Origin of the sequence: Coprococcus sp. HPP0074, assembly GCF_964238105.1 — a bacterium.
Lineage (GTDB): Bacteria > Bacillota > Clostridia > Lachnospirales > Lachnospiraceae > Faecalimonas > Faecalimonas umbilicata.
Genome location: NZ_CAXSKS010000007.1, coordinates 69,269 through 87,901, shown reverse-complemented (window position 1 = coordinate 87,901; position 18,633 = coordinate 69,269). Strand labels below are relative to the sequence as shown.

The following is an 18,633-nucleotide window of genomic DNA, read 5'->3' as shown; positions in this document are numbered from 1 at the left end:
TTTTATTCCCTCCTCAACTTATAAAACTCAAAAAATGCATCTTCCAGATCCTGCGCATTCGTCTGTTGAAGAAGTTCTTCCAGCGTTCCTTCCGCAACCTTCGTCCCATCGATAACAATTCCTATGCGGTCACAGAGTTTTTCCGCTTCCGACATAATATGTGTCGACACAATCACCAGTTTCCCTTCGTCTCTCAGCTTTCTCAAATAGTCTGTAACATTTCTCGCTGTGATAATATCAAGCCCATTGGTCGGCTCATCAAAGATCACCACTTCCGGATCGTGTACAAGGCTAACTGCGATTGCTGCTTTCTGCTTCATACCCGTGGAAAGTTCTTTGATCTGTTTATGTGCAAAATCTTTGATTTCAAAATACTCAAACAACTCTTCTTTTCTTTTTCTCAGGTTTTCCTCCGGAACATTGTGAAGTCTTCCGAAAAAGTCAAACAGATAATCTGTTGTGAACTGCGGATCGAGCTTGATATCACTTGTAAGAAATCCAATCTTTTTGCGGACTTCCTCCGGCTCTTCCTGCACTTCATGTCCTGACACATAAATCTCACCCTTTGTCGGTTTGAGGATTGTCGCAATGCAGCGAAGCGTCGTTGTCTTTCCTGCCCCATTCGGTCCAAGCAATCCGTAGATTTCCCCCTTCTTTGCTCGCAAGCTAACATCATCGACTGCAACTTTCCGGCTGCTCTTTGTCTTTGATTCTTTCATCTGCTTCTTATTCAGCTTATAGATCTTCGTAAGATTTTTAATCTCTATCATCTCTCACCCTCCATATCTTATACACATTCATCGGCATCTTTTTGTACTAATATATTAGTACAATACTATATGGTGGGTGCTTTGTCAATTCTTTTTTCTACCTCTTTCGATCTCGCTTTCTGTAATAAATCAATCCAAGTAACAGAGAAGCTCCAAGCAACGCCGCAATGAGCTTTGCGACTGTCGCTGTATCTCCGGTTTTTGGTGTATCCTTCCTTCCTGTACTCTCCTCTGGAAGCTTCTCTTTCTCTGATTTCCTATTATAAAGTGTAATCTTTTGCACTTCTTTTCTAGGTTCCACACGAAACTTCATTTTTTCTGCCTTCTGATATCCGAATGGTGCCTCTGCTTCCACCAGTACATATTCTCCCTCCGGCAACTTTTCAATCTGTTTTGGTTCTTTTTCTGTTTTCCATTTTTCGACAATTACCTTTCCCTGTAAATCTTCAATCTGAAGTACGGCGCCCTCTACCGGTTTTTTCGTATCCGCATCCAGTTTTTCCACTTCTATATTGGTATGTTCATTTTCTAGTTTCAGGCAAAGTCTTTGCTTCCCTTCGCTGTATCCCTCTTCATCTACTGTAAATTCAGTAATCTGCTCGGACAGAAGGTACCCCGGAAGTGTCTTTTTCTCCTGGATGCAATATGTGCCAGTCTTTAGATATTCCAAAAGAATCTTTCCATCCTGATTTGTCACATACATTTTCTTTTCAAACTTCGGCAGTTTCTCGTCCTCCTTCTTCCAAACCGAAAACGAAACTCCTTCCAGTGGTTTTCCGCTCTTTTTGTCTGTCTTAACAAGTTCTGTCGTCACTGGCACATTCGCAACTGTCAGCTCCTCTGTCACAATTTCTGTCACTTGATCTTTGTATTTTAATTCAACTTCATACTCCTTTTTCAGACGGACATATCCTTCCGGCTGTTTTTTCTCCTTTACAACATACTTCCCGAGATACAGATTTTGGGAACATCCCCCTTTTTCCGAAACTTCCACCGTATCAACCAGTTCTCCTTTTTCTGCATGTACTGTCTGGTCAGCTGTCACAATATCTTCTGCAGCAAAGATTTCAAAGACAGCTCCTGAAAGAGTCTCCTTCGTTTTTTGATCTATTTTCTGAAGCACAATCTTTCCTTTTGCACTTCGGTTGCTGTAACGAATCACCTGTGCCTCCGCCCACGTTGCTCCTTCTTTCACTTCAAACGGAAGTAATTCCCCCTTCAGATATCCCTCCGGCGCTTTTACTTCCTCTAAATAATACTGTCCCTTTTTCAATTTCTGTGGAAAAGTAAATTGTCCTTTCTTATCTGTCTTAAAAATAGAAGTCTTCATATGCTCTGGATAATACACTTCCATTTCAATTGGTTTTTTTCTGCTGTCCAGCAGCCTAAATTCCACTCCTGCTGCCTGAATCTGCTTCCCAGTCTCCTGATCCACTTTTACAACGGTGATCGGAGATGTGATCAGTTTATCTTCCTTGTAAATTCCTCGCAGCACTACCTTTTCCTCCTTGATCGTAATTTCAAATGGTCTGACCGGACGATACCCCTCTGGTGTCTTCGTTTCTTTCACAACATAAGTCCCGAAAATCAACCTTCCCCTTGGATATTCTTTAGATACTGTAGTCGCAAACCCACGCTCATCTGTCACCAGCTTTATAACTTCTTTTCCACTTGTTTTTTCATAGACAGTAAATTCTGCGCCTGCAAGTCCCTGAAGGGTATCTTCATCCTCATTTTCATTTTCTGCTAATTTCATAATCTCAAAATCCCCGCGGATGATTTCCTCCTTCGAAGAAACCGATTGATAAAAAATTTCTGCTGTCTCTTCTCCCGGCAACAGCTCTACTTGATAGATCGTCGGATCGATATTGTATCCTTCCGGCGCCTTCGTCTCCTTCACCTGATACTTTCCGGTTAAAAGTGGTTTGCTTTCTGCCTTGCCCTCATCATCCGTGACAAGCGTCTGAAAAACTGTACCTTCTTTGCTGCTCACCGTGTATTCTGCACCTTTTAAAGATGCATATGGGGACTTTTTCTCCTGCTCTGCCTCCTTGTCTGCTTTCTGAAGACGAATGATCCCTTTCTGCGGCTTTTCCTCAGATACAACGACAATTTCCACTTCCTGCAGTTGCACACTTTGATCAATCGCAACTGTATAACCAAATGGCGCCTTGACTTCCCGTATCGTGTAAATCCCATAGGGGAGCAGCTTTGAAACCGCCTCTCCCTTTTTGTCTGTCGTAAGAGTATCCTGCTTCTTACCGTTCCTGTCGAAAATTTCATAGACCGCCCCCTCAAAGGATCCCTCCCCCTGAGGTTTTCCCTGCTGTGTCTCTGCGTCAATTTTCTTCAATCTGATTTTTCCTGTAGGAACCCACTGCACATTGAGCTGAACTGGTGCTGTCGGTGTCACTGCATAGCTGCCTACTCCCATAATCTGAGTATCTTCTCCGGTTCCGATGATCAAGGAGCGCCATTCATTGGTAATACTTCCGTAAATTTCCCCGCTCTGATAGGTTTCTTTCATATCTATCGGTGCTCTCAAATAAAACTGTTCGCCTCCGGAAATATGACCGATTCCAGTCTCTTCCGTCCCTCTGCTTTCATTTACAAGCACCATTTTTTCCCGCAGAGGAAGCGCAATCTCATTTTCCGGATCTCCTGACAGAACCAGACTTTCTGTGCGCTGTCCTTCACTGTCTATATAGGCCGTCACATCAGAATCCGAAAAAGATAATGCCGCCTCCGGCACTTTCAACCCTTTGATGTGCTCTAATTTCCATTGAAAATCTTTCTTTAAGTCTTCATAAAATACTTCGTTTTCCAGACCTGTTCCGTGAAACGCGGCATCAAAATCATAATCTGCAAAAATCCATGAGAGGAACATGTGGGAATATGCATAGCGCTCATCCCACGACACAACTCCAGATATTTCCGGATCCGGAATCTGCCAGAATCCTTCTCCTACAACCGCTTCCCCCGGCTGCCCCGTTGAAAAATAAATGGCTTTTGCAAGCACTTCATTGTTTTGCAGAACTTCTCCTGCATAAATCCCATCTGCCGGCGTCTCCTTTGCTGGCTGCAGACAATATCCTACATTGCCATTGATATAAAATAAATTTGTAGAATACTGATGATAATAAATCTCTCTTCCTGTTTCAATCGTTACTTGCTCCGTCTGTGCTTTTGCCTCCTTCGGAAAACACAGGGCAGTACAAAAAAGCATTGCCGCAATACATAGCAACACCATCTGTCTTCCTTTTCTCATAAATGATTCCTTTCTCTTTTCAAATTTTCTTCCGATCACTCTGTCTAAAATAGAATCGTACAAAAACTCTATCCATCCGTCGATTCTATCTGTTTCCAACAAGCATAGGCATCACACTTCTTTCATCATCAAATTAAAAACATACTGGAATAACTGGCAGAACTGCCTGATCCATGTAAAAAGGGAAAGAATCTCCCTTAGAATTACTCTTTCAGTGTAACATATCTATTCCGAAAGTCAATATCCACTTCAACAAAAAAACAATCTATGGCAGCTATCATTTTCTTCGACTACCGCCATAGATTGTTTTCATTTCTCTCTCATCTGTCGTTTTCGCTATCTGTCTCTTTTCTGGAATCCCCGCCGAAAATCAATTCAATCTTTGTCCCTTTGCCTAGATTACTGCTGATCTGAATCTTTGCATCGTGGAGAAGCGCACCGTGTTTTACGATAGAAAGTCCAAGTCCAGTTCCTCCGTTTTCCCGGGAGTGACTCTTATCCACCCGATAAAACCGCTCAAAAACACGTTCTTTTTCTTCCTCTGGAATACCAATTCCAGTGTCTTCCACAATGACTTTTGGGCCTTCCAGTGTATTTCCTGTCCACACACTGACTTTTCCGCCTTTGACATTATACTTTACTGCATTTTCACAGAGATTATAGATCATCTCATCAAGGATCTGACGGATTCCATTATAGGAAACATGCTCTCCTGACACTTCAAATCGTACGCTCTTCTTTTCCGCCTGCGGAGCAAGCCTTGTGCATATCTCTCTTACAAGCAGATAGAGATCTACCTCTTGCTTCTCCAGCTCAATGCTCTTCTCATCTAACTTGGAAATCTTGATAATGTCTTCCACAAGTGTGATCAGACGGCTCGCCTCATTGTAAATCCGCTCTGAAAATCCCTTCATATCTTCCGGCCGCACCAGCCCATTTTTCATAATCTCCGCATATCCTGAAATAGATGTCAACGGCGTCTTCAATTCATGGGAAACATTTGCAGAAAATTCTTTCCGCATCTCAGCCGCCTTTTCCTTTTCCCGGTTCTGCACATCGATTCCCTGCAAAAGTGGTGTCAATTCTTCATACACATCATTCTCGAGCGGATGTTCCAGATCCAAATGATTGATTGGATCGATCAGACGCTTTGTCTGCCATTTTGCCAGCAGATAAGCTCCCGCCACCATCAAAAGAAAGATCCCAATGATGTATGGAAGAAGCTTCCGAATTGTTGGAAGCACATTATCAATAGTCTGGGAGGCACGAAGGACCGTCCCATCCTGCAGTCGGATCGCATAATAGAACGTCTTTTGTCCAAGTGTATCGGACGTTCTTACTGCTTCCCCTCTCCCATTTTCCATCGCTCCTTTGATTTCTTTTCGGTTTTTATGATTTTCTAACGTCGTATCGTCTTGTACAGAGTCATAGAGTACTGTACCATCCTGCCCGACTAGTGTAAGCCTGGTGCTTTTTTGCACATTGTCCATGACATTCAGATATTCTTCTCCAGCAATATCGACTGCCGCCTGAATATATTCCGCCTCCTGCCTAAGTTCTGCGGTTTTATTCATAACTGTCTGCTGATAAACTGCCGCAACGGTCAGGATTCCCGAGATTAAAAGTGCAAGAAACGCAACTAGACACATGCTTCTTTGTATCTTACGTCTCATCCTGTCCTCCCATCCGGTAGCCTACTCCACGCACAGTCTCAATCAAATCTCCTGCACTTTTTAACTTCTGTCTAAGTGTACGGATATGAACATCGATCGTCCTTGTCTCCCCATCGAAATCATATCCCCATACTTCCTCCAAAAGTCTGTCTCTTGACAATACAATATTTTTATTTCGGATCAGAAGCTCCAAAAGTTCAAATTCCTTCAATGTCAATGTGACAGGGATTCCATCCACTCTCACTTCATGTTTTTTCTGATCCAGAATAAGATTTCTGATCTCATACTTTGTGCTTTTCTCTTCCCGCTTCGTCCTTCTTAACACCGCTTTCACGCGCGAGATCAGCTCCATCATTCCAAACGGCTTCGTCACATAGTCATCTGCGCCGCTGTCCAACCCGATCACTTTGTCATACTCTGCCCCTTTTGCTGTAACCATGATCACCGGGATATCCTTCGTCTTTGCTGAACTTTTGAGCTTCTTCAAAAGGGAAATACCGTCCTCTCCCGGAAGCATGATATCAAGCAGAACAAGCTCTGGCGTCTCAAATGCCAAAGCTTTCATAAATGCAGTCCCATCTGGAAATCCACAGGCTTTCATCCCTGTGGACTCCAGTGTATATACGACCAATTCCCGGATGTTACTGTCGTCTTCCACGCAATAAATCATCTTCGTTCTCTCCTTTATCTATCTCTCCACAAGCTGTCCGTCTTTGTGCACGCCTGTGATAGAGAATTCTACCCATTCTGCAATATTTGTTGCATGGTCTCCAATACGCTCGAGATACTTCGTGATCATAATCAAATCAATCGCTTTCTCGCCCTGCTTTCCGCCATCCTTCAGAATCAATTCTACCAGTTTCGCCTTTACAAGTTCAAACATTCTGTCCACTTCGTCATCGGCAAGCATAACCTTCTGCGCCATCTCCAAATCTTTATTGACATAGGCAAGGATACTGTCATGAACCATCTTGCTCGTTGCTTCTGCCATCGTCCCGATTACCGAAATATCTCTCGCTTCTGACATTCCAGCAGAAATGATAATCTCCGCGATATCTGATGTCTGATCTCCGATCCGCTCCATATCTGTGATCATTTTCAGCGCCGCAGAAATCTGGCGCAGATCTCTTGCCACCGGCTGCTGCTGAAGCAGAAGTTTTAAACACAGTCTCTCGATATCTTTCTCAATCTGGTCAATCTCTTCATCTTCGCTCATGACGAGCTTTGCAAGTTCCAAATCTCCGTTTCTCAGAGCCTTTGTCGCATTTGCAATTGCTTTCTCACAAAGGCTTCCCATAAAAATAAGCTGTTCACTGAGTCGTTCCAGCTGCATATCAAACTTATTGCGCATCTCTTATCCAAACCTCCCTGTAATATAATCTTCCGTTCTCTTATCTGACGGAATCGAGAACAATTTTTCTGTATTGTTATATTCAATCATCTCACCAAGAAGGAAAAATGCGGTATTGTCCGACACGCGCACTGCCTGTTGCATATTGTGTGTAACCATGACAATAGTATAGTCTTTTTTTAGTTCCATGGCAAGGTCCTCAATCTTCGATGTCGAGATTGGATCCAATGCAGATGTCGGCTCATCCATCAAAAGCACTTCCGGCTGCACTGCAAGCGCTCTTGCAATACAAAGTCTTTGCTGCTGTCCGCCGGACATTCCAAGTGCACTTTTCTTCAAACGGTCCTTTGTTTCCTCCCAAATTGCTGCCTGGCGAAGCGATTTTTCCACAACATCATCTAACTTTGCCTTAGAATGGATCCCATGTGTACGCGGTCCAAATGCAATGTTGTCATAAATACTCATTGGAAATGGATTTGGCTTTTGAAATACCATTCCGACACGTTTTCTGAGAAGATTCACATCCATCCTTCCATAAATGTCCTCTTGATCCAGTAAAATCTGTCCGTCGATCCGACATCCTTCCACAAGATCATTCATCCGGTTGATCGACTTTAACAAAGTAGATTTTCCACATCCGCTCGGCCCAATAAATGCAGTGATTTTGTTTGCCTCGATTTCCATATTAATATTTTTCAGAGCCTTAAAATCGCCATAATATAAATCTAGGTTCTTTACACTAATTTTCCCCATTTCCATTTCCTTTCGTAATCTTTTTCGCAATATATCCGGACAGGCAGTTGATTCCGACAACAAGTACAAGAAGTACGACCGCCGTCGCATAAGCCTGATCCATGTAAAGTCCTTCACTGGACAGATTGTACATATGTACGGCAAGGGTTCGCCCAGATCCCATCACACTTTTCGGCACTGCCGGAACAGTTCCCGCTGTATAGATCAGCGCTGCCGTTTCCCCAACAATTCTTCCGACCGCCAGAATTACACCTGCAAGAATTCCCGGTACTGCCGATGGCAGAACTACACAAAAAACTGTCCTAAGTTTTCCCGCTCCTAACCCAAAGCTTCCCTCACGGAAACTGTCTGGAACTGATTTTAATGCTTCCTCTGTCGTTCGGATGATCAGTGGAAGAATCATGATTGCCAATGTAAATGCCCCAGCAAGTAGAGAATATCCCCAGCCGAGTGTTGTTACGAAAAACAACAATCCGAATAATCCGTAAACAATCGACGGGATTCCCGACAACGTTTCCGTCGTAAGTCGGATGATTTCCACAAATTTATTTCCTCTCTTTGCATATTCTACAAGAAAGATTGCGGCAAAAATCCCAAGCGGTACTGCAATTACAAGCGATAACGCAGTCATTCCGATTGTATTTAACAGCGCCGGCATCAAAGATGCATTTTCTGAAGTATATTTTAATGCAAACAGATCTGGTGTCAGATGCGGAAGTCCTTTGATCAAAATGTATGCAATCAAAAATAAGAGAACTGCAAAAGTTGCCACTGCTGACAACATCACAAGGAGCATCAAGATTAACGATCCAGGTCTTCGTCTGTAAGCACGAAGTTTTTGTCCAATTGTCTGCCTATTCATGTTGTGCCCTCCTGTTCAACAATGATACGGAAAGATTGATCAGCAGGATAAAGACAAATAAAACAACGGCAGTTGCAATCAGTGCCTCTCTGTGAAGTCCTGCTGCATATCCCATCTCCAGCACAATATTTGCCGTAAGAGTACGAACACCTCTCACAATCCCCGCAGGCATTCTCGCCTGGTTTCCTGCTACCATGATCACTGCCATCGTCTCTCCGATCGCACGTCCGATCCCCAGTACAATTCCTGCTACAACACCTGATTTTGCTGCCGGGAGAACAACCGAAAAGATACTTCGCTCATGTGTCGCCCCCAGTGCAAGTGCACCCTCATAATAATGCGCCGGCACAGAACGGATCGCTGACTCTGTGACACCGATGATCGTCGGAAGAATCATCATTCCAAGTAAGATAGATGCAGTCAGAATGCTGCTTCCATTTCCACCCCAGTGAAATTTCTGGCAGATGTCTCTGATCAATGGCACAAGTACTACCAATCCAAAAAATCCATATACAACGGACGGGATTCCTGCCAAAAGTTCGGTAGCACCTTTCAGCACCGGATAGATTTTCTTTGGACAATATTTTGCCATAAATACCGATGTCAGAATTCCGATCGGAACTCCTAAAATAATTGCTCCCGCAGTGACATAGATACTTCCCATGATCATCGGGAGGATTCCGAAGATTTCATTGGTCGGCTTCCACCTCTCTCCGGTCAAAAATTCCATAAATCCAATTTCCTTCATTGCAGGAATTCCATTTGCGAATAAAAATACACAAATGAGAGCCACCGCCAGCACCGAAGTACAGGCGGCGATGAAAAACACTCCCTGCATGAACTTTTCTTTCCATGCTTTCATATTGTTTTTTCCCTCTTATCCATCTTTCTCAGGCTATTTTGCAAGCAATTCCTGAATTAGTTTAACTCATCCCAAGCAAGCACTTCACCTGTATAGATTTCTTTTATCTGATCACTTGTGAGCTCATCCATCGGATTTGCTTTATTTACGATTACTGCAATTCCATCTGTTGCGATCACAGTTGCTTTTAACTGCTCTTTCTCTTCATCCTTCAACTCTCTGGACGCCATTCCAATATCACAGATTCCATCGATTGCAGAAGTCATACCTGTTGTGGAATCACTTGTCTGAATCTCAATCTCTGCACTTGTGTTCACTTTTAAATAAGCTTCTTTTAACTTCTCCATCACCGGTGAAATAGAAGAAGATCCTGCGACAACAATCTTTCCTTCTGGCTTGCTACCCGCATATGGCTTCACATCATCAAGAGAAATATATCCATTATCAGATACGATTTCCTGTCCCTCTTCACTCAGAATGTAATCGATGAAATCTTGTGTCACTTCGCTTACTTCTTCCTTTGTAGCAATGTTAAATGGTCTTGCCACTTTGTAGGAACCATCTTTGATATTGTCTTCTGTCGCTTCCGCTCCATCTACTTTCACAGCTTTTACACTGTCATCAAGAGATCCCAGAGAAATATAACCGATAGCATACTCATTGCCTGCTACTGTTGACATCATAACAGATGTACTGTTTGTAATATTTGCCTCTTCTGTTGTATTATCTATTTTATTTCCTTCATCGTCTTTCTCTTCAATTCCCAGCAGCTCGATGAATGCTCCTCTTGTTCCTGAACCATCTTCTCTTGATGTCACAGAAATATCATTTGCAGAGTCAAATGAAGTATCCGTTTCTCCACTTGCTTCCGTTTTTTCATTCGTTTCTGTTTTTCCTTCTTCTTCACTGCTTCCGCAACCTGCTGCCATTGCTGCTGTCATAGATACCACTGCCATTACTGCTAAAAACTTTTTCATTTTCATACGATTTACTCTCCTTCAATCCGTCTTATTTTTCATTCTGCTTTCGTTTACAAGTGATACTATACTTGGCGATTGTTAAATTTAAAAACAGCCTTTTGTTAAATCTGTGTAAAATTATTTTACAAAAAAGAAGCATGTCTTTTTACGGACACGCTCCTCTCATCATATCAAAACATATTCTTTTTTGATTAAGAAAGTCTCTTTTCAAAGTTTCCGACTGCCTTCACACCTTCTGTAAAGATCATAAATGCATTCGGATCGATCTCTGAGACAATTCTTGTGATCTCATTCTGTTCGTATTTCGAAATCATAACAACAAATACTTTGGAATCTTCCTTCGTGTAGGAACCTTTTCCTTCCCACTCCGTCACACCGCGGCGCATCTCATTCATAATTGCCTGCTCAACCCCATCCTTCTTTGTAAAGATCATCACACTGAGACTAATGTTCTGCACATGCACCCGGTCACACGTCATTGCCATCACGGTCGCATAGATCAACGAGTAAACTGTAATTTCTATATCAAATATCATAAAACAGATTCCATACACGAAAATATTCATAAGAATACTTACTTTTCCAACACTGAATGACGGGTATTTCTTCGCACATACCATTCCTAGTGTATCCTGGCCTCCTCCGGAGCTTCCCCCTCTCAGGATCATTCCTGTTCCGACACCAGCAACAAGCCCTCCGATAATACACGCCGTCAGATAGTCTTCAATGATCGGTGTATTGGGAATCGGAATAAATGTCATAAACAACGTCTCAATTGTTGTCGTGTAGACAGACAACCAGAAAAATCCCCTTCCAAGTACTTTCCATGCCATGAAAAACAACGGTACATTTAATAACCAGAAAATAATACCGTCAAGATTGATCCCGCTAAGCGCGGCAATCTTCAGATAGTCTACAAGAAATGTACGGATCAACTGAGCAATACCTAAGAAAGTTCCATTATATAAATGCAGCGGTAAAATAATAATATTAACGCCCGCAGCAAACAGAAGACTTCCAAATGTTGCCCAGAGAAGACGTACAGCCATTTTCTTGTTCTTCAATTTCTCCATTCCTTTTTTCCTCCTAACGTACTCTTAGAGCGTGCCGGGAAGTGCTCTGACGAACTCCTCTCTGACACGCTCTAAGTTATTTTATCATTTCCAGGAACGATTGCCAACTCCTATTTGCTATTCTTTTCAGATTCTATTACGATTCCTTCTCCCGCTCCGATTCCTGCAGGCACGCTTTGATTGCTTCATTGAGCGATAACATCTTCTCATCAAGCGCCGAGACCATATCCGCACATTCTCTTAAGTCTCTGCTGATATATTCCGGTGCGTTCCCTTCAAATTTGTAATAAATCTTATGCTCAAGACTTGCCCAAAAATCCATCGCAATCGTACGGATCTGAATCTCAACCTTCGTATCGACAACACTGTCCGATAAAAAAATCGGTACAGAAACAAGCATATGATAACTCTTATATCCGCTCTCCTTCGGATTCTTGATATAGTCCTTGATCGACAGCACTTTCAAATCGCTTTGATTCCCGATCATACCTGCCAGCCGATAAATATCTGATGTAAAAGAGCAGATCAGTCTGACCCCCGCAATGTCATTGACATACTTAACCATATTTTCAATGGATGTCTCATGTCCATAGCGCTTCAACTTCTTTACAATACTCTCCGGTGACTTGATTCTAGATTTAATATGCTCAATTGGATTATACTTGTGTACATGCTGAAACTCATCATTTAATATTTCCAGTTTCGTTCCTACTTCTTTCATTGCGGCATTGTACAAAAACATGACAGTCTTCCAACTATCCACATCCTCGTAATTTTTTACCACTGTTCTCATCACGTTCCTTCTCTCCTTGTATCCGAAAAATCATTTGATACAATTATTATAACATAGGATGATTTAATTGTCTTAAATTTCACAATTTTTTAATATTCTTTATACTTTTTCATATGTTGTCCCATTTTCTCCATAGAAGAAAGATAAGCACACCCTGTCCTTTTCTTTACTCCTCAATAATATGAATTTCCAGATAGTCAAAGTCGATGGAATCCACAAAATTATCCTGATAAAATCTTGCCTTGTCATGTCTCTGAAATTCACTGATTGTATGATTCAGCCAAATTGGTTTACTCAGATCAAATTCGTAACAGATTTCATCTAATGCACGGAAAATTTTATGTGTCCTCGTATCTTCCTCCTCAATACAGATGACCGTATCGCGTACCATCCGGTTGTCTTTAAATATCTTTCCCCATAATCGAAACATCTCTTTCATCTCCTGCCATCAAAAACTGTTATAGTATCTGGATCTGACACATCTGCATCGTAGACAGCGCCGCCTCGTGGCTCTCTGGAGTTACTCCTGCACAGCAGCTTCGATCCACAACAATGTCTGTCTCTGGAAGACGTGCTTTTAGAAGAAGTGCATTTGACACAACACAAATATCTGTGCAGAGACCGACAAGCTCAATGGATTCATATCCTTGCTCGGCAACATAATCAGCCAGAGCAATGCTTCCAAAAGTTTCCTTGTCAAAAATTCTGTCAGCATAAGGCTTCAGGCAGTCTATGATCTCCCAGCCTTCTGTTTCTTTGACACAGTGGATAACCGGAAGCGACTTCCCCTCTTTTGTCTGAAGGTAATCTTCTCCGTGGGTATCTCTTGTGAAAAGAAGTTCTGTCCCCATTTCCCGGGCAGCTTTTACTTTCTTCTCCACTGCTTCTACGATTTCCTGTGCCTCCTTTGTTCCAAGACTTCCATCTACAAAATCATTTTGCATATCCACAACGATCAGTGCCTTTTTCATATTCATTCCTCATTTCAATTTTTTATTTTTCTCAGCCATTTTTCTTCCCTTTTATTTTGAGATAAACCGCTGAAAAATACAAGCCTTTTCTAATGGAAACAACAAATTTTGTACATACCTAAAAACAGAGAGGCTTTTTACACCTCTCTTCCAGTTTTTCTATTCGTTACGGATTGCCGCAAGCGGACTTAACCTCATAGCACGCAGCGCCGGGAAATATCCTGCTGCCATCCCGACCAAAATTGCGAATCCAAGGGAAGCCAGAATAAGCCAAATTGGAATATATGAAATGTCTCCTTCAAATCCCATCGCACTTCCCATGCTTCCGGCAATTGTATTGATTCCAAATGACAGAAGCATACTCAAAATATTTCCAATCACACCTCCCAAAAGCCCGATGAAACCTGCCTCGATCAGAAACATCTGTTTGATATTTTTCAGACTGCACCCAAGTACTTTGATGACACCGATTTCCTTAGTCCTCTCATAGATGGACATCATCATCGTATTGGCAATTCCAATTGCTGCTACAAGAAGTGATACTGCACCAATTCCTCCAAGTACAGCCTGAATGATCGCAAACTGACTCTGCATGCTTTTTAAATATTCTGCATTGCTGTTCGCGGTATATCCCATTTCTCGAATTTTGGCTGACACTTCCTCTACATAGTCAATATCATCTACCTGCACACAGGCGGACGAATATACAAATTCCTTATATGGCTTTCCAGACTTTGTCGTCGGCTGCCCGGGAATCGGCTTCGTTCCATACTCTTTTTTCAGAGAAGCAATCAGCGTATCCAGATCACAATATACATAATAAGAATGTGAATTATAGGTGTTTAAGTCTCCCTTCACCATCCCACTGGCATGGACAACATATTTTTTTGGCGCTTTTGCGCTCGCCTGGTTTCCTCCCTGCCCTTCATTCTTGCCAAGTGACTGTTCCAAAGAACTTGTTCCATTCTGTTTGGAAGCCAAATATGCATCCGAATCTAAGATTAAGAACAAAGAATCCTTCATGTAATCGATTTCTGGCAGTTTTCCGGTTTCCCAATATCCTTTTCCTGTATTTTTTTCATAAAGCATCTCAGGAATCAAATTACCGATGATCAGCTCCAAATTGGATGTCTTTGTCTCTGGAAGACGACTCCCCTCTATCAGTGGAATATTTTGCTCCTCCAATGCTTCCGGACGCATTCCTCTCAAATCAATGTATCCCTCATAATTCCCTTTGAGAATCATCGCTGACATTGACAACACCGGAGACGCCATTTTCACATGTTCTATCTTGCTCAACTCTTTGATGGCCTCATCTGTAATGTATTTTTCCGACTCCTGATCCTGATGCATCATATCACTGCTGATGATGACACCGCCTCCCCCATTATTCTTCCCAGTGACATCAATATTTGTAATCCCACCAGATTCCTCCACTTGCTTATACATGGATTTCTGCATGCCAAGTCCGAGTGAAATCATCACGACAATGGAAGCTGTACCGATCACCACACCGAGAACAGTCAGAAAAGTCCTGAGTTTTCTGCGCTTTAAATTTCCACTACTCATCCTCAGTAAGTCTATCAAACTCATCTGCCAAGCTCTCCTCCTCTTCTTGAAGCTTTCTTTGTTTTTTCTTCTTTACGATGATAATCGCAGCAATCCCTCCCGCAAGTATTACTACTGCAATCCCAACTGGCAGAATCGGAAATCCTTTCTTTTCCGGCTCTGTTTCAGGGCTAAATACCATTCCTGCATCTTCCTGTTTTGGAGTCACAAGAAGCTGAAATTCCTGTTCTGTCGAGTATGAGGCTCCTGCCTCGTCTTCATAAGTCACAATCATCTTCATTCTGCCATCTCCGGTCGTCTCTTTCTCCCCAGTTACCATTCCATCAATAGCGGCAGAAGATCCTGATTCCACATGACCTACAAATACTTCTTTTCCTTTGATTCCTTCCCCCTCAAATTTCGCCTTTACATTATAAAGTTTGGTACGTCCAAGATTATAGATATTGCACATAATATTCGCTTCATCACCGACTGCGATTTCCGGCGAGCTGACTTCCACCTCACTGAACTCAAATCTCGCCGCCTGCTTGATCGGAATTGCAAGCGCCGCATGTCCCTCATACTGTGTTGCATTGCCATCCTGATATTTCATGGACAATTCAATACTGTATGGCTTTTGAAGCAAATCTGCCCGTGCATTCAGAGCAATCGCAATATCTTTCGTCCCTCCTGCCGGAATATGATCCAAATAGACAGAGCTGGATCCGGAAACTGGAAGAAATGCCGGGGCTGCTCCGCTTGACTCCGCGCCTTCCGCCGGAGCATTGAATTCAAAAAGCATATTGGAAACAGCCGTATCCTGAGAGGTATTCTGTAAATGTACAATCAGATTAAAGTTACTTCCCGCAGGAATCTCTGCCGGATCTGTATTAAATCCGGACACGATAACACGTGGCACTCCTGTCTTTGTCTCACCTCCACCAGATACAACCTCTCCTCCATTATATACTCCGCCTGCATCGTACGGATAAGAAACGGATCCATTTTGTTCCCCACTTCCCTGGTCTTGCTGGTCAGGCTTTTGCTGCCCTGGATCTTGCTGATTCTGGTTTTCCTCTTTGACATCCGTTTTCAAAAAAACACTTTGTTCCGAAATCGTACCTTCCGCACATGTCAGATCAAATTTCAATTTGTAGTAGCGAGATACTACATCCTGCCGTGCAGTAAATGCATAAGATACTGCCTTTGTCTCTCCAGGTGCGATTGCATCCACTGTCTGTGTATAATTTTTGTTTTCAATCTCAAACGGCCACGCGTCTGTATTTGCTTTTACTCTCGGAGTCACGTTGACACAAGTCAACGGTGTATTTCCTGTGTTTGTGAAATTTAATAATAAATTTTTTGTCTCCCCCGCCCGGTAGAGAAGGACATCGCTTTCATTTCCTTCAATCTGGGATGTCATCTCCAGACCAATCTGCGTTTGTCCCTCTTCCGTTGTCATCATTTCCTTTTCTGTATTCAGTTCCTTTGCATACACTTCCGCAGGCAACACCATTGCTGCACAGAGAAGGAATGCTGCCCATCTCTTTTTGCTTCTCATTGCTTTCTTTCCTTTCCACTCTCTTCTGATTTTTCTTTCCCTTGTTCCCGATTATCAACAATCTTTACAATCTCCCCGTCAATAATATGGAACACTCTGTCTGCATACTCTGCAAGATGATTGTCATGCGTGACCATTACCAGTGTCTTCTTCTGCTCCTTAACTACTTTCTGCATCAAACGCATCACCTCTTCTGACGTATGCGAATCCAGATTTCCTGTCGGTTCATCTGCAAAAATAATCTTCGGATCCACTACAAGAGCTCTCGCTACTCCGACTCGCTGCTGCTGTCCGCCCGACATTTGATTCGGCAGATGCTTTTTATGCTTTTTCAAATTGACAAGATCAAGCATCTCATTGGCAATCTTCATCCGCTTACTTTTTGGCACCCCTCGGAAGCTCAGCGGCAATGCCACATTTTCTACTGCATTCATCGTCCCGATCAAATGGAAAGACTGAAATATAAAACCTACGTTCTCCCTGCGGAATTTTACAAGTCCATCTTCATTTAACTTTTCCATATGAACGCCATTGATAATCACCTCACCCTTGGTTGGTTTTTCAAGTCCTGCAAGCATATTTAACAGTGTTGACTTTCCCGAACCGGAAGTCCCGACGATTGCACAAAACTCTCCTTCATAGATACTAAAATTCACGCCATTTAATGCACGCACGATACTGTCTCCTACACGGTACAACTTAAACAAGTGTTTCGCCTCAATGATCTTCTTCACTTCACTGCTCCTTTCTCTGCATCGGTCAAATCCATGCGTTTTTTCTTTCACTTCCACACCACATGACCAGACATCCATGCACTCCCATATCCTAATAATACTCTCAATTCTGTAAAAAAGAAAAAACATTACACTCACTTGAAATTATGATACCATATCATACAATATTTTTTATTTATAAATATTTAATAATTTCTTAATTTCATATCACGATTTTAATAGGTTTTCAGGCACTTTTGTTACTAACGTGTTACTAACGCGTTTAATATCTTCCTGTTTCAAAAAAGAGAGCCTGTTTCCAAGCTCTCTTGATAATATTTTTTCAATTTTCATTGCCCCACTTTTTATACTCTTCCCAGTCTTTTTTATTGAGTATAATTTCAGAATAATAGAACTCCTTATTCGGTATGATTTTTGTAGTATTTTAATTTATTGCTCATATCTTATTATACCACAGATTACGGACTCTTCGGATTTCGTTTTCTGATTTTGTGGCATAAAAACGGAGTCACTGCTCCATAGTGATTCCTCATCTATTTTGCAGCAACTCCTATTTTCATTTTATATTTAGTTTTCCGGATTCATAATTTCTTCTGCAATATTTCTTGCATGATCTGAAATTCTCTCCATAGAAACGAGCGTATCTAAATAGAAGATACCCGTCTCTGCATTACACTGATTATTTGCAAGACGTTTGATATGTTTATTTCTCAAACGTACCTCCAGATCATCTGCAAGTGTTTCTTTCTCAATCACTTTCACTGCTTTCTCTGAACTCTTCTCAAAGAATGCCTCCTTTGCGTAAAGATAACTTTCCACACAGACGTCCATCATCTGTTTGATCTCTTCTGTCGCAATTTCTGAGAATTCTAGCTTTCTCTCGCGCATCGCCTCTGCGCACTCTGAAATGTTCTCACAGTAGTCACAGATCCGTTCCATATCTGATACGACTTGGAGTAAATGTGCCACATCTTGATGTTCCTTCTCACTGACCTGAAGCGCTGTGATCTTAATAGCATAATCTGTAATTCCTGCACTAAGCTTATCTACAACAGACTCTTTCTCCTTGATACTTTTTATCGTCTCTTCGCTCTTTGTAAAGAGCACTTCCTTAGATTCTTTCAATGTCTCTGCAACAATATTTCCCATTCTTACAATCTCTGTCACGGTAGACTGTAATGCAATACCTGGTGTCTGAAGCATTCTGTCATCCAGTAATACAACATCGTCTTCCTGTGTACACTCTTCTACACGGCCAAGTTTCTTTGCCAATGTGATAATCCAGTTGGATACCGGGAAAAGCAATACCGTTGTTCCGATATTAAAGATTGTATGAACAGTACTGATCTCTGTCTGGGTGATCAAATTTTCTCCCAGAGCCGGATTCATAACTGTAAAGAATATAATTGCCACAATACTGAAAATCACAGTACC

At 42.1% G+C, this 18,633-nt stretch carries 17 protein-coding genes; all 17 read right to left on the bottom strand.

Annotation, left to right across the window (positions count from 1 at the left end):
• Positions 1–2: 2 nt before the first annotated feature.
• On the bottom strand, positions 3–770 hold the full coding sequence (locus ACESPO_RS09995; RefSeq protein ID WP_009262435.1) for an ABC transporter ATP-binding protein: 768 nt from the start codon (positions 768–770) through the stop codon (positions 3–5).
• A gap of 97 nt (positions 771–867) precedes the next feature.
• Entirely contained in the window at positions 868–4,038 is a 3,171-nt protein-coding gene (locus tag ACESPO_RS09990) for a SpaA isopeptide-forming pilin-related protein (protein WP_270457615.1), read from the bottom strand.
• Between the two features lie 320 nt (positions 4,039–4,358).
• Positions 4,359–5,711, bottom strand: a complete 1,353-nt coding sequence (locus tag ACESPO_RS09985) for a sensor histidine kinase (protein WP_016438323.1) — start codon at positions 5,709–5,711, stop codon at positions 4,359–4,361.
• Positions 5,701–6,381, bottom strand: coding sequence for a winged helix-turn-helix domain-containing protein (locus tag ACESPO_RS09980; RefSeq protein WP_009262438.1), 681 nt, complete (start codon positions 6,379–6,381; stop codon positions 5,701–5,703). Before ACESPO_RS09980 ends, ACESPO_RS09985 begins: the two co-directional genes overlap by 11 nt.
• A gap of 18 nt (positions 6,382–6,399) precedes the next feature.
• A complete protein-coding gene (gene phoU / locus ACESPO_RS09975) occupies positions 6,400–7,062 on the bottom strand; it encodes a phosphate signaling complex protein PhoU (protein WP_008974864.1) in 663 nt (220 codons plus the stop codon).
• A 3-nt stretch (positions 7,063–7,065) separates the two neighbouring features.
• Positions 7,066–7,815 (bottom strand): phosphate ABC transporter ATP-binding protein PstB, encoded by a 750-nt coding sequence (gene pstB, locus ACESPO_RS09970; RefSeq protein WP_499788769.1) that lies wholly within the window; start codon positions 7,813–7,815, stop codon positions 7,066–7,068.
• Entirely contained in the window at positions 7,802–8,677 is an 876-nt protein-coding gene (pstA, locus tag ACESPO_RS09965; protein ID WP_009262439.1) for a phosphate ABC transporter permease PstA, read from the bottom strand. The genes pstB and pstA overlap by 14 nt, the downstream gene beginning before the upstream one ends.
• Positions 8,670–9,539, bottom strand: coding sequence for a phosphate ABC transporter permease subunit PstC (gene pstC / locus ACESPO_RS09960; protein ID WP_008974861.1), 870 nt, complete (start codon positions 9,537–9,539; stop codon positions 8,670–8,672). The genes pstA and pstC overlap by 8 nt, the downstream gene beginning before the upstream one ends.
• Before the next feature lie 56 nt (positions 9,540–9,595).
• Entirely contained in the window at positions 9,596–10,522 is a 927-nt protein-coding gene (locus ACESPO_RS09955) for a substrate-binding domain-containing protein (RefSeq protein ID WP_016438322.1), read from the bottom strand.
• A gap of 188 nt (positions 10,523–10,710) precedes the next feature.
• Positions 10,711–11,592, bottom strand: a complete 882-nt coding sequence (locus ACESPO_RS09950; protein WP_016438321.1) for a YitT family protein — start codon at positions 11,590–11,592, stop codon at positions 10,711–10,713.
• Between the two features lie 136 nt (positions 11,593–11,728).
• Positions 11,729–12,385, bottom strand: coding sequence for a GTP pyrophosphokinase (locus tag ACESPO_RS09945; protein ID WP_009262442.1), 657 nt, complete (start codon positions 12,383–12,385; stop codon positions 11,729–11,731).
• 166 nt (positions 12,386–12,551) lie between these two features.
• Positions 12,552–12,815: a hypothetical protein gene (locus ACESPO_RS09940; RefSeq protein WP_008974855.1), complete on the bottom strand. Its 264-nt coding sequence runs from the start codon at positions 12,813–12,815 to the stop codon at positions 12,552–12,554.
• 28 nt (positions 12,816–12,843) lie between these two features.
• Positions 12,844–13,356, bottom strand: a complete 513-nt coding sequence (locus ACESPO_RS09935) for a cysteine hydrolase family protein (protein WP_016438319.1) — start codon at positions 13,354–13,356, stop codon at positions 12,844–12,846.
• A 159-nt stretch (positions 13,357–13,515) separates the two neighbouring features.
• The gene (locus ACESPO_RS09930; RefSeq protein ID WP_009262444.1) at positions 13,516–14,949 is read right to left on the bottom strand and encodes an ABC transporter permease; all 1,434 of its coding nucleotides are present in this window, start codon (positions 14,947–14,949) and stop codon (positions 13,516–13,518) included.
• Positions 14,918–16,465, bottom strand: coding sequence for a COG1361 S-layer family protein (locus ACESPO_RS09925; protein ID WP_120091075.1), 1,548 nt, complete (start codon positions 16,463–16,465; stop codon positions 14,918–14,920). The genes ACESPO_RS09930 and ACESPO_RS09925 overlap by 32 nt, the downstream gene beginning before the upstream one ends.
• Positions 16,462–17,277, bottom strand: a complete 816-nt coding sequence (locus ACESPO_RS09920; RefSeq protein ID WP_009262446.1) for an ABC transporter ATP-binding protein — start codon at positions 17,275–17,277, stop codon at positions 16,462–16,464. The genes ACESPO_RS09925 and ACESPO_RS09920 overlap by 4 nt, the downstream gene beginning before the upstream one ends.
• Before the next feature lie 489 nt (positions 17,278–17,766).
• Positions 17,767–18,633: Na/Pi cotransporter family protein (locus ACESPO_RS09915; RefSeq protein WP_499788768.1), on the bottom strand; the 867-nt coding region annotated here is incomplete at its 5' end.

Bases quoted from the DNA above. Each gene is read 5' to 3' on its own strand.
- ACESPO_RS09995 (WP_009262435.1), bottom strand. From the start codon at position 770: ATGATAGAGATTAAAAATCTTACGAAGATCTATAAGCTGAATAAGAAG.
- ACESPO_RS09990 (WP_270457615.1), bottom strand. From the start codon at position 4,038: ATGAGAAAAGGAAGACAGATGGTGTTGCTATGTATTGCGGCAATGCTT.
- ACESPO_RS09985 (WP_016438323.1), bottom strand. From the start codon at position 5,711: ATGAGACGTAAGATACAAAGAAGCATGTGTCTAGTTGCGTTTCTTGCA.
- ACESPO_RS09980 (WP_009262438.1), bottom strand. From the start codon at position 6,381: ATGATTTATTGCGTGGAAGACGACAGTAACATCCGGGAATTGGTCGTA.
- phoU (WP_008974864.1), bottom strand. From the start codon at position 7,062: ATGCGCAATAAGTTTGATATGCAGCTGGAACGACTCAGTGAACAGCTT.
- pstB (WP_499788769.1), bottom strand. From the start codon at position 7,815: ATGGGGAAAATTAGTGTAAAGAACCTAGATTTATATTATGGCGATTTT.
- pstA (WP_009262439.1), bottom strand. From the start codon at position 8,677: ATGAATAGGCAGACAATTGGACAAAAACTTCGTGCTTACAGACGAAGA.
- pstC (WP_008974861.1), bottom strand. From the start codon at position 9,539: ATGAAAGCATGGAAAGAAAAGTTCATGCAGGGAGTGTTTTTCATCGCC.
- ACESPO_RS09955 (WP_016438322.1), bottom strand. From the start codon at position 10,522: ATGAAAATGAAAAAGTTTTTAGCAGTAATGGCAGTGGTATCTATGACA.
- ACESPO_RS09950 (WP_016438321.1), bottom strand. From the start codon at position 11,592: ATGGAGAAATTGAAGAACAAGAAAATGGCTGTACGTCTTCTCTGGGCA.
- ACESPO_RS09945 (WP_009262442.1), bottom strand. From the start codon at position 12,385: ATGAGAACAGTGGTAAAAAATTACGAGGATGTGGATAGTTGGAAGACT.
- ACESPO_RS09940 (WP_008974855.1), bottom strand. From the start codon at position 12,815: ATGTTTCGATTATGGGGAAAGATATTTAAAGACAACCGGATGGTACGC.
- ACESPO_RS09935 (WP_016438319.1), bottom strand. From the start codon at position 13,356: ATGAAAAAGGCACTGATCGTTGTGGATATGCAAAATGATTTTGTAGAT.
- ACESPO_RS09930 (WP_009262444.1), bottom strand. From the start codon at position 14,949: ATGAGTTTGATAGACTTACTGAGGATGAGTAGTGGAAATTTAAAGCGC.
- ACESPO_RS09925 (WP_120091075.1), bottom strand. From the start codon at position 16,465: ATGAGAAGCAAAAAGAGATGGGCAGCATTCCTTCTCTGTGCAGCAATG.
- ACESPO_RS09920 (WP_009262446.1), bottom strand. From the start codon at position 17,277: ATGGATGTCTGGTCATGTGGTGTGGAAGTGAAAGAAAAAACGCATGGA.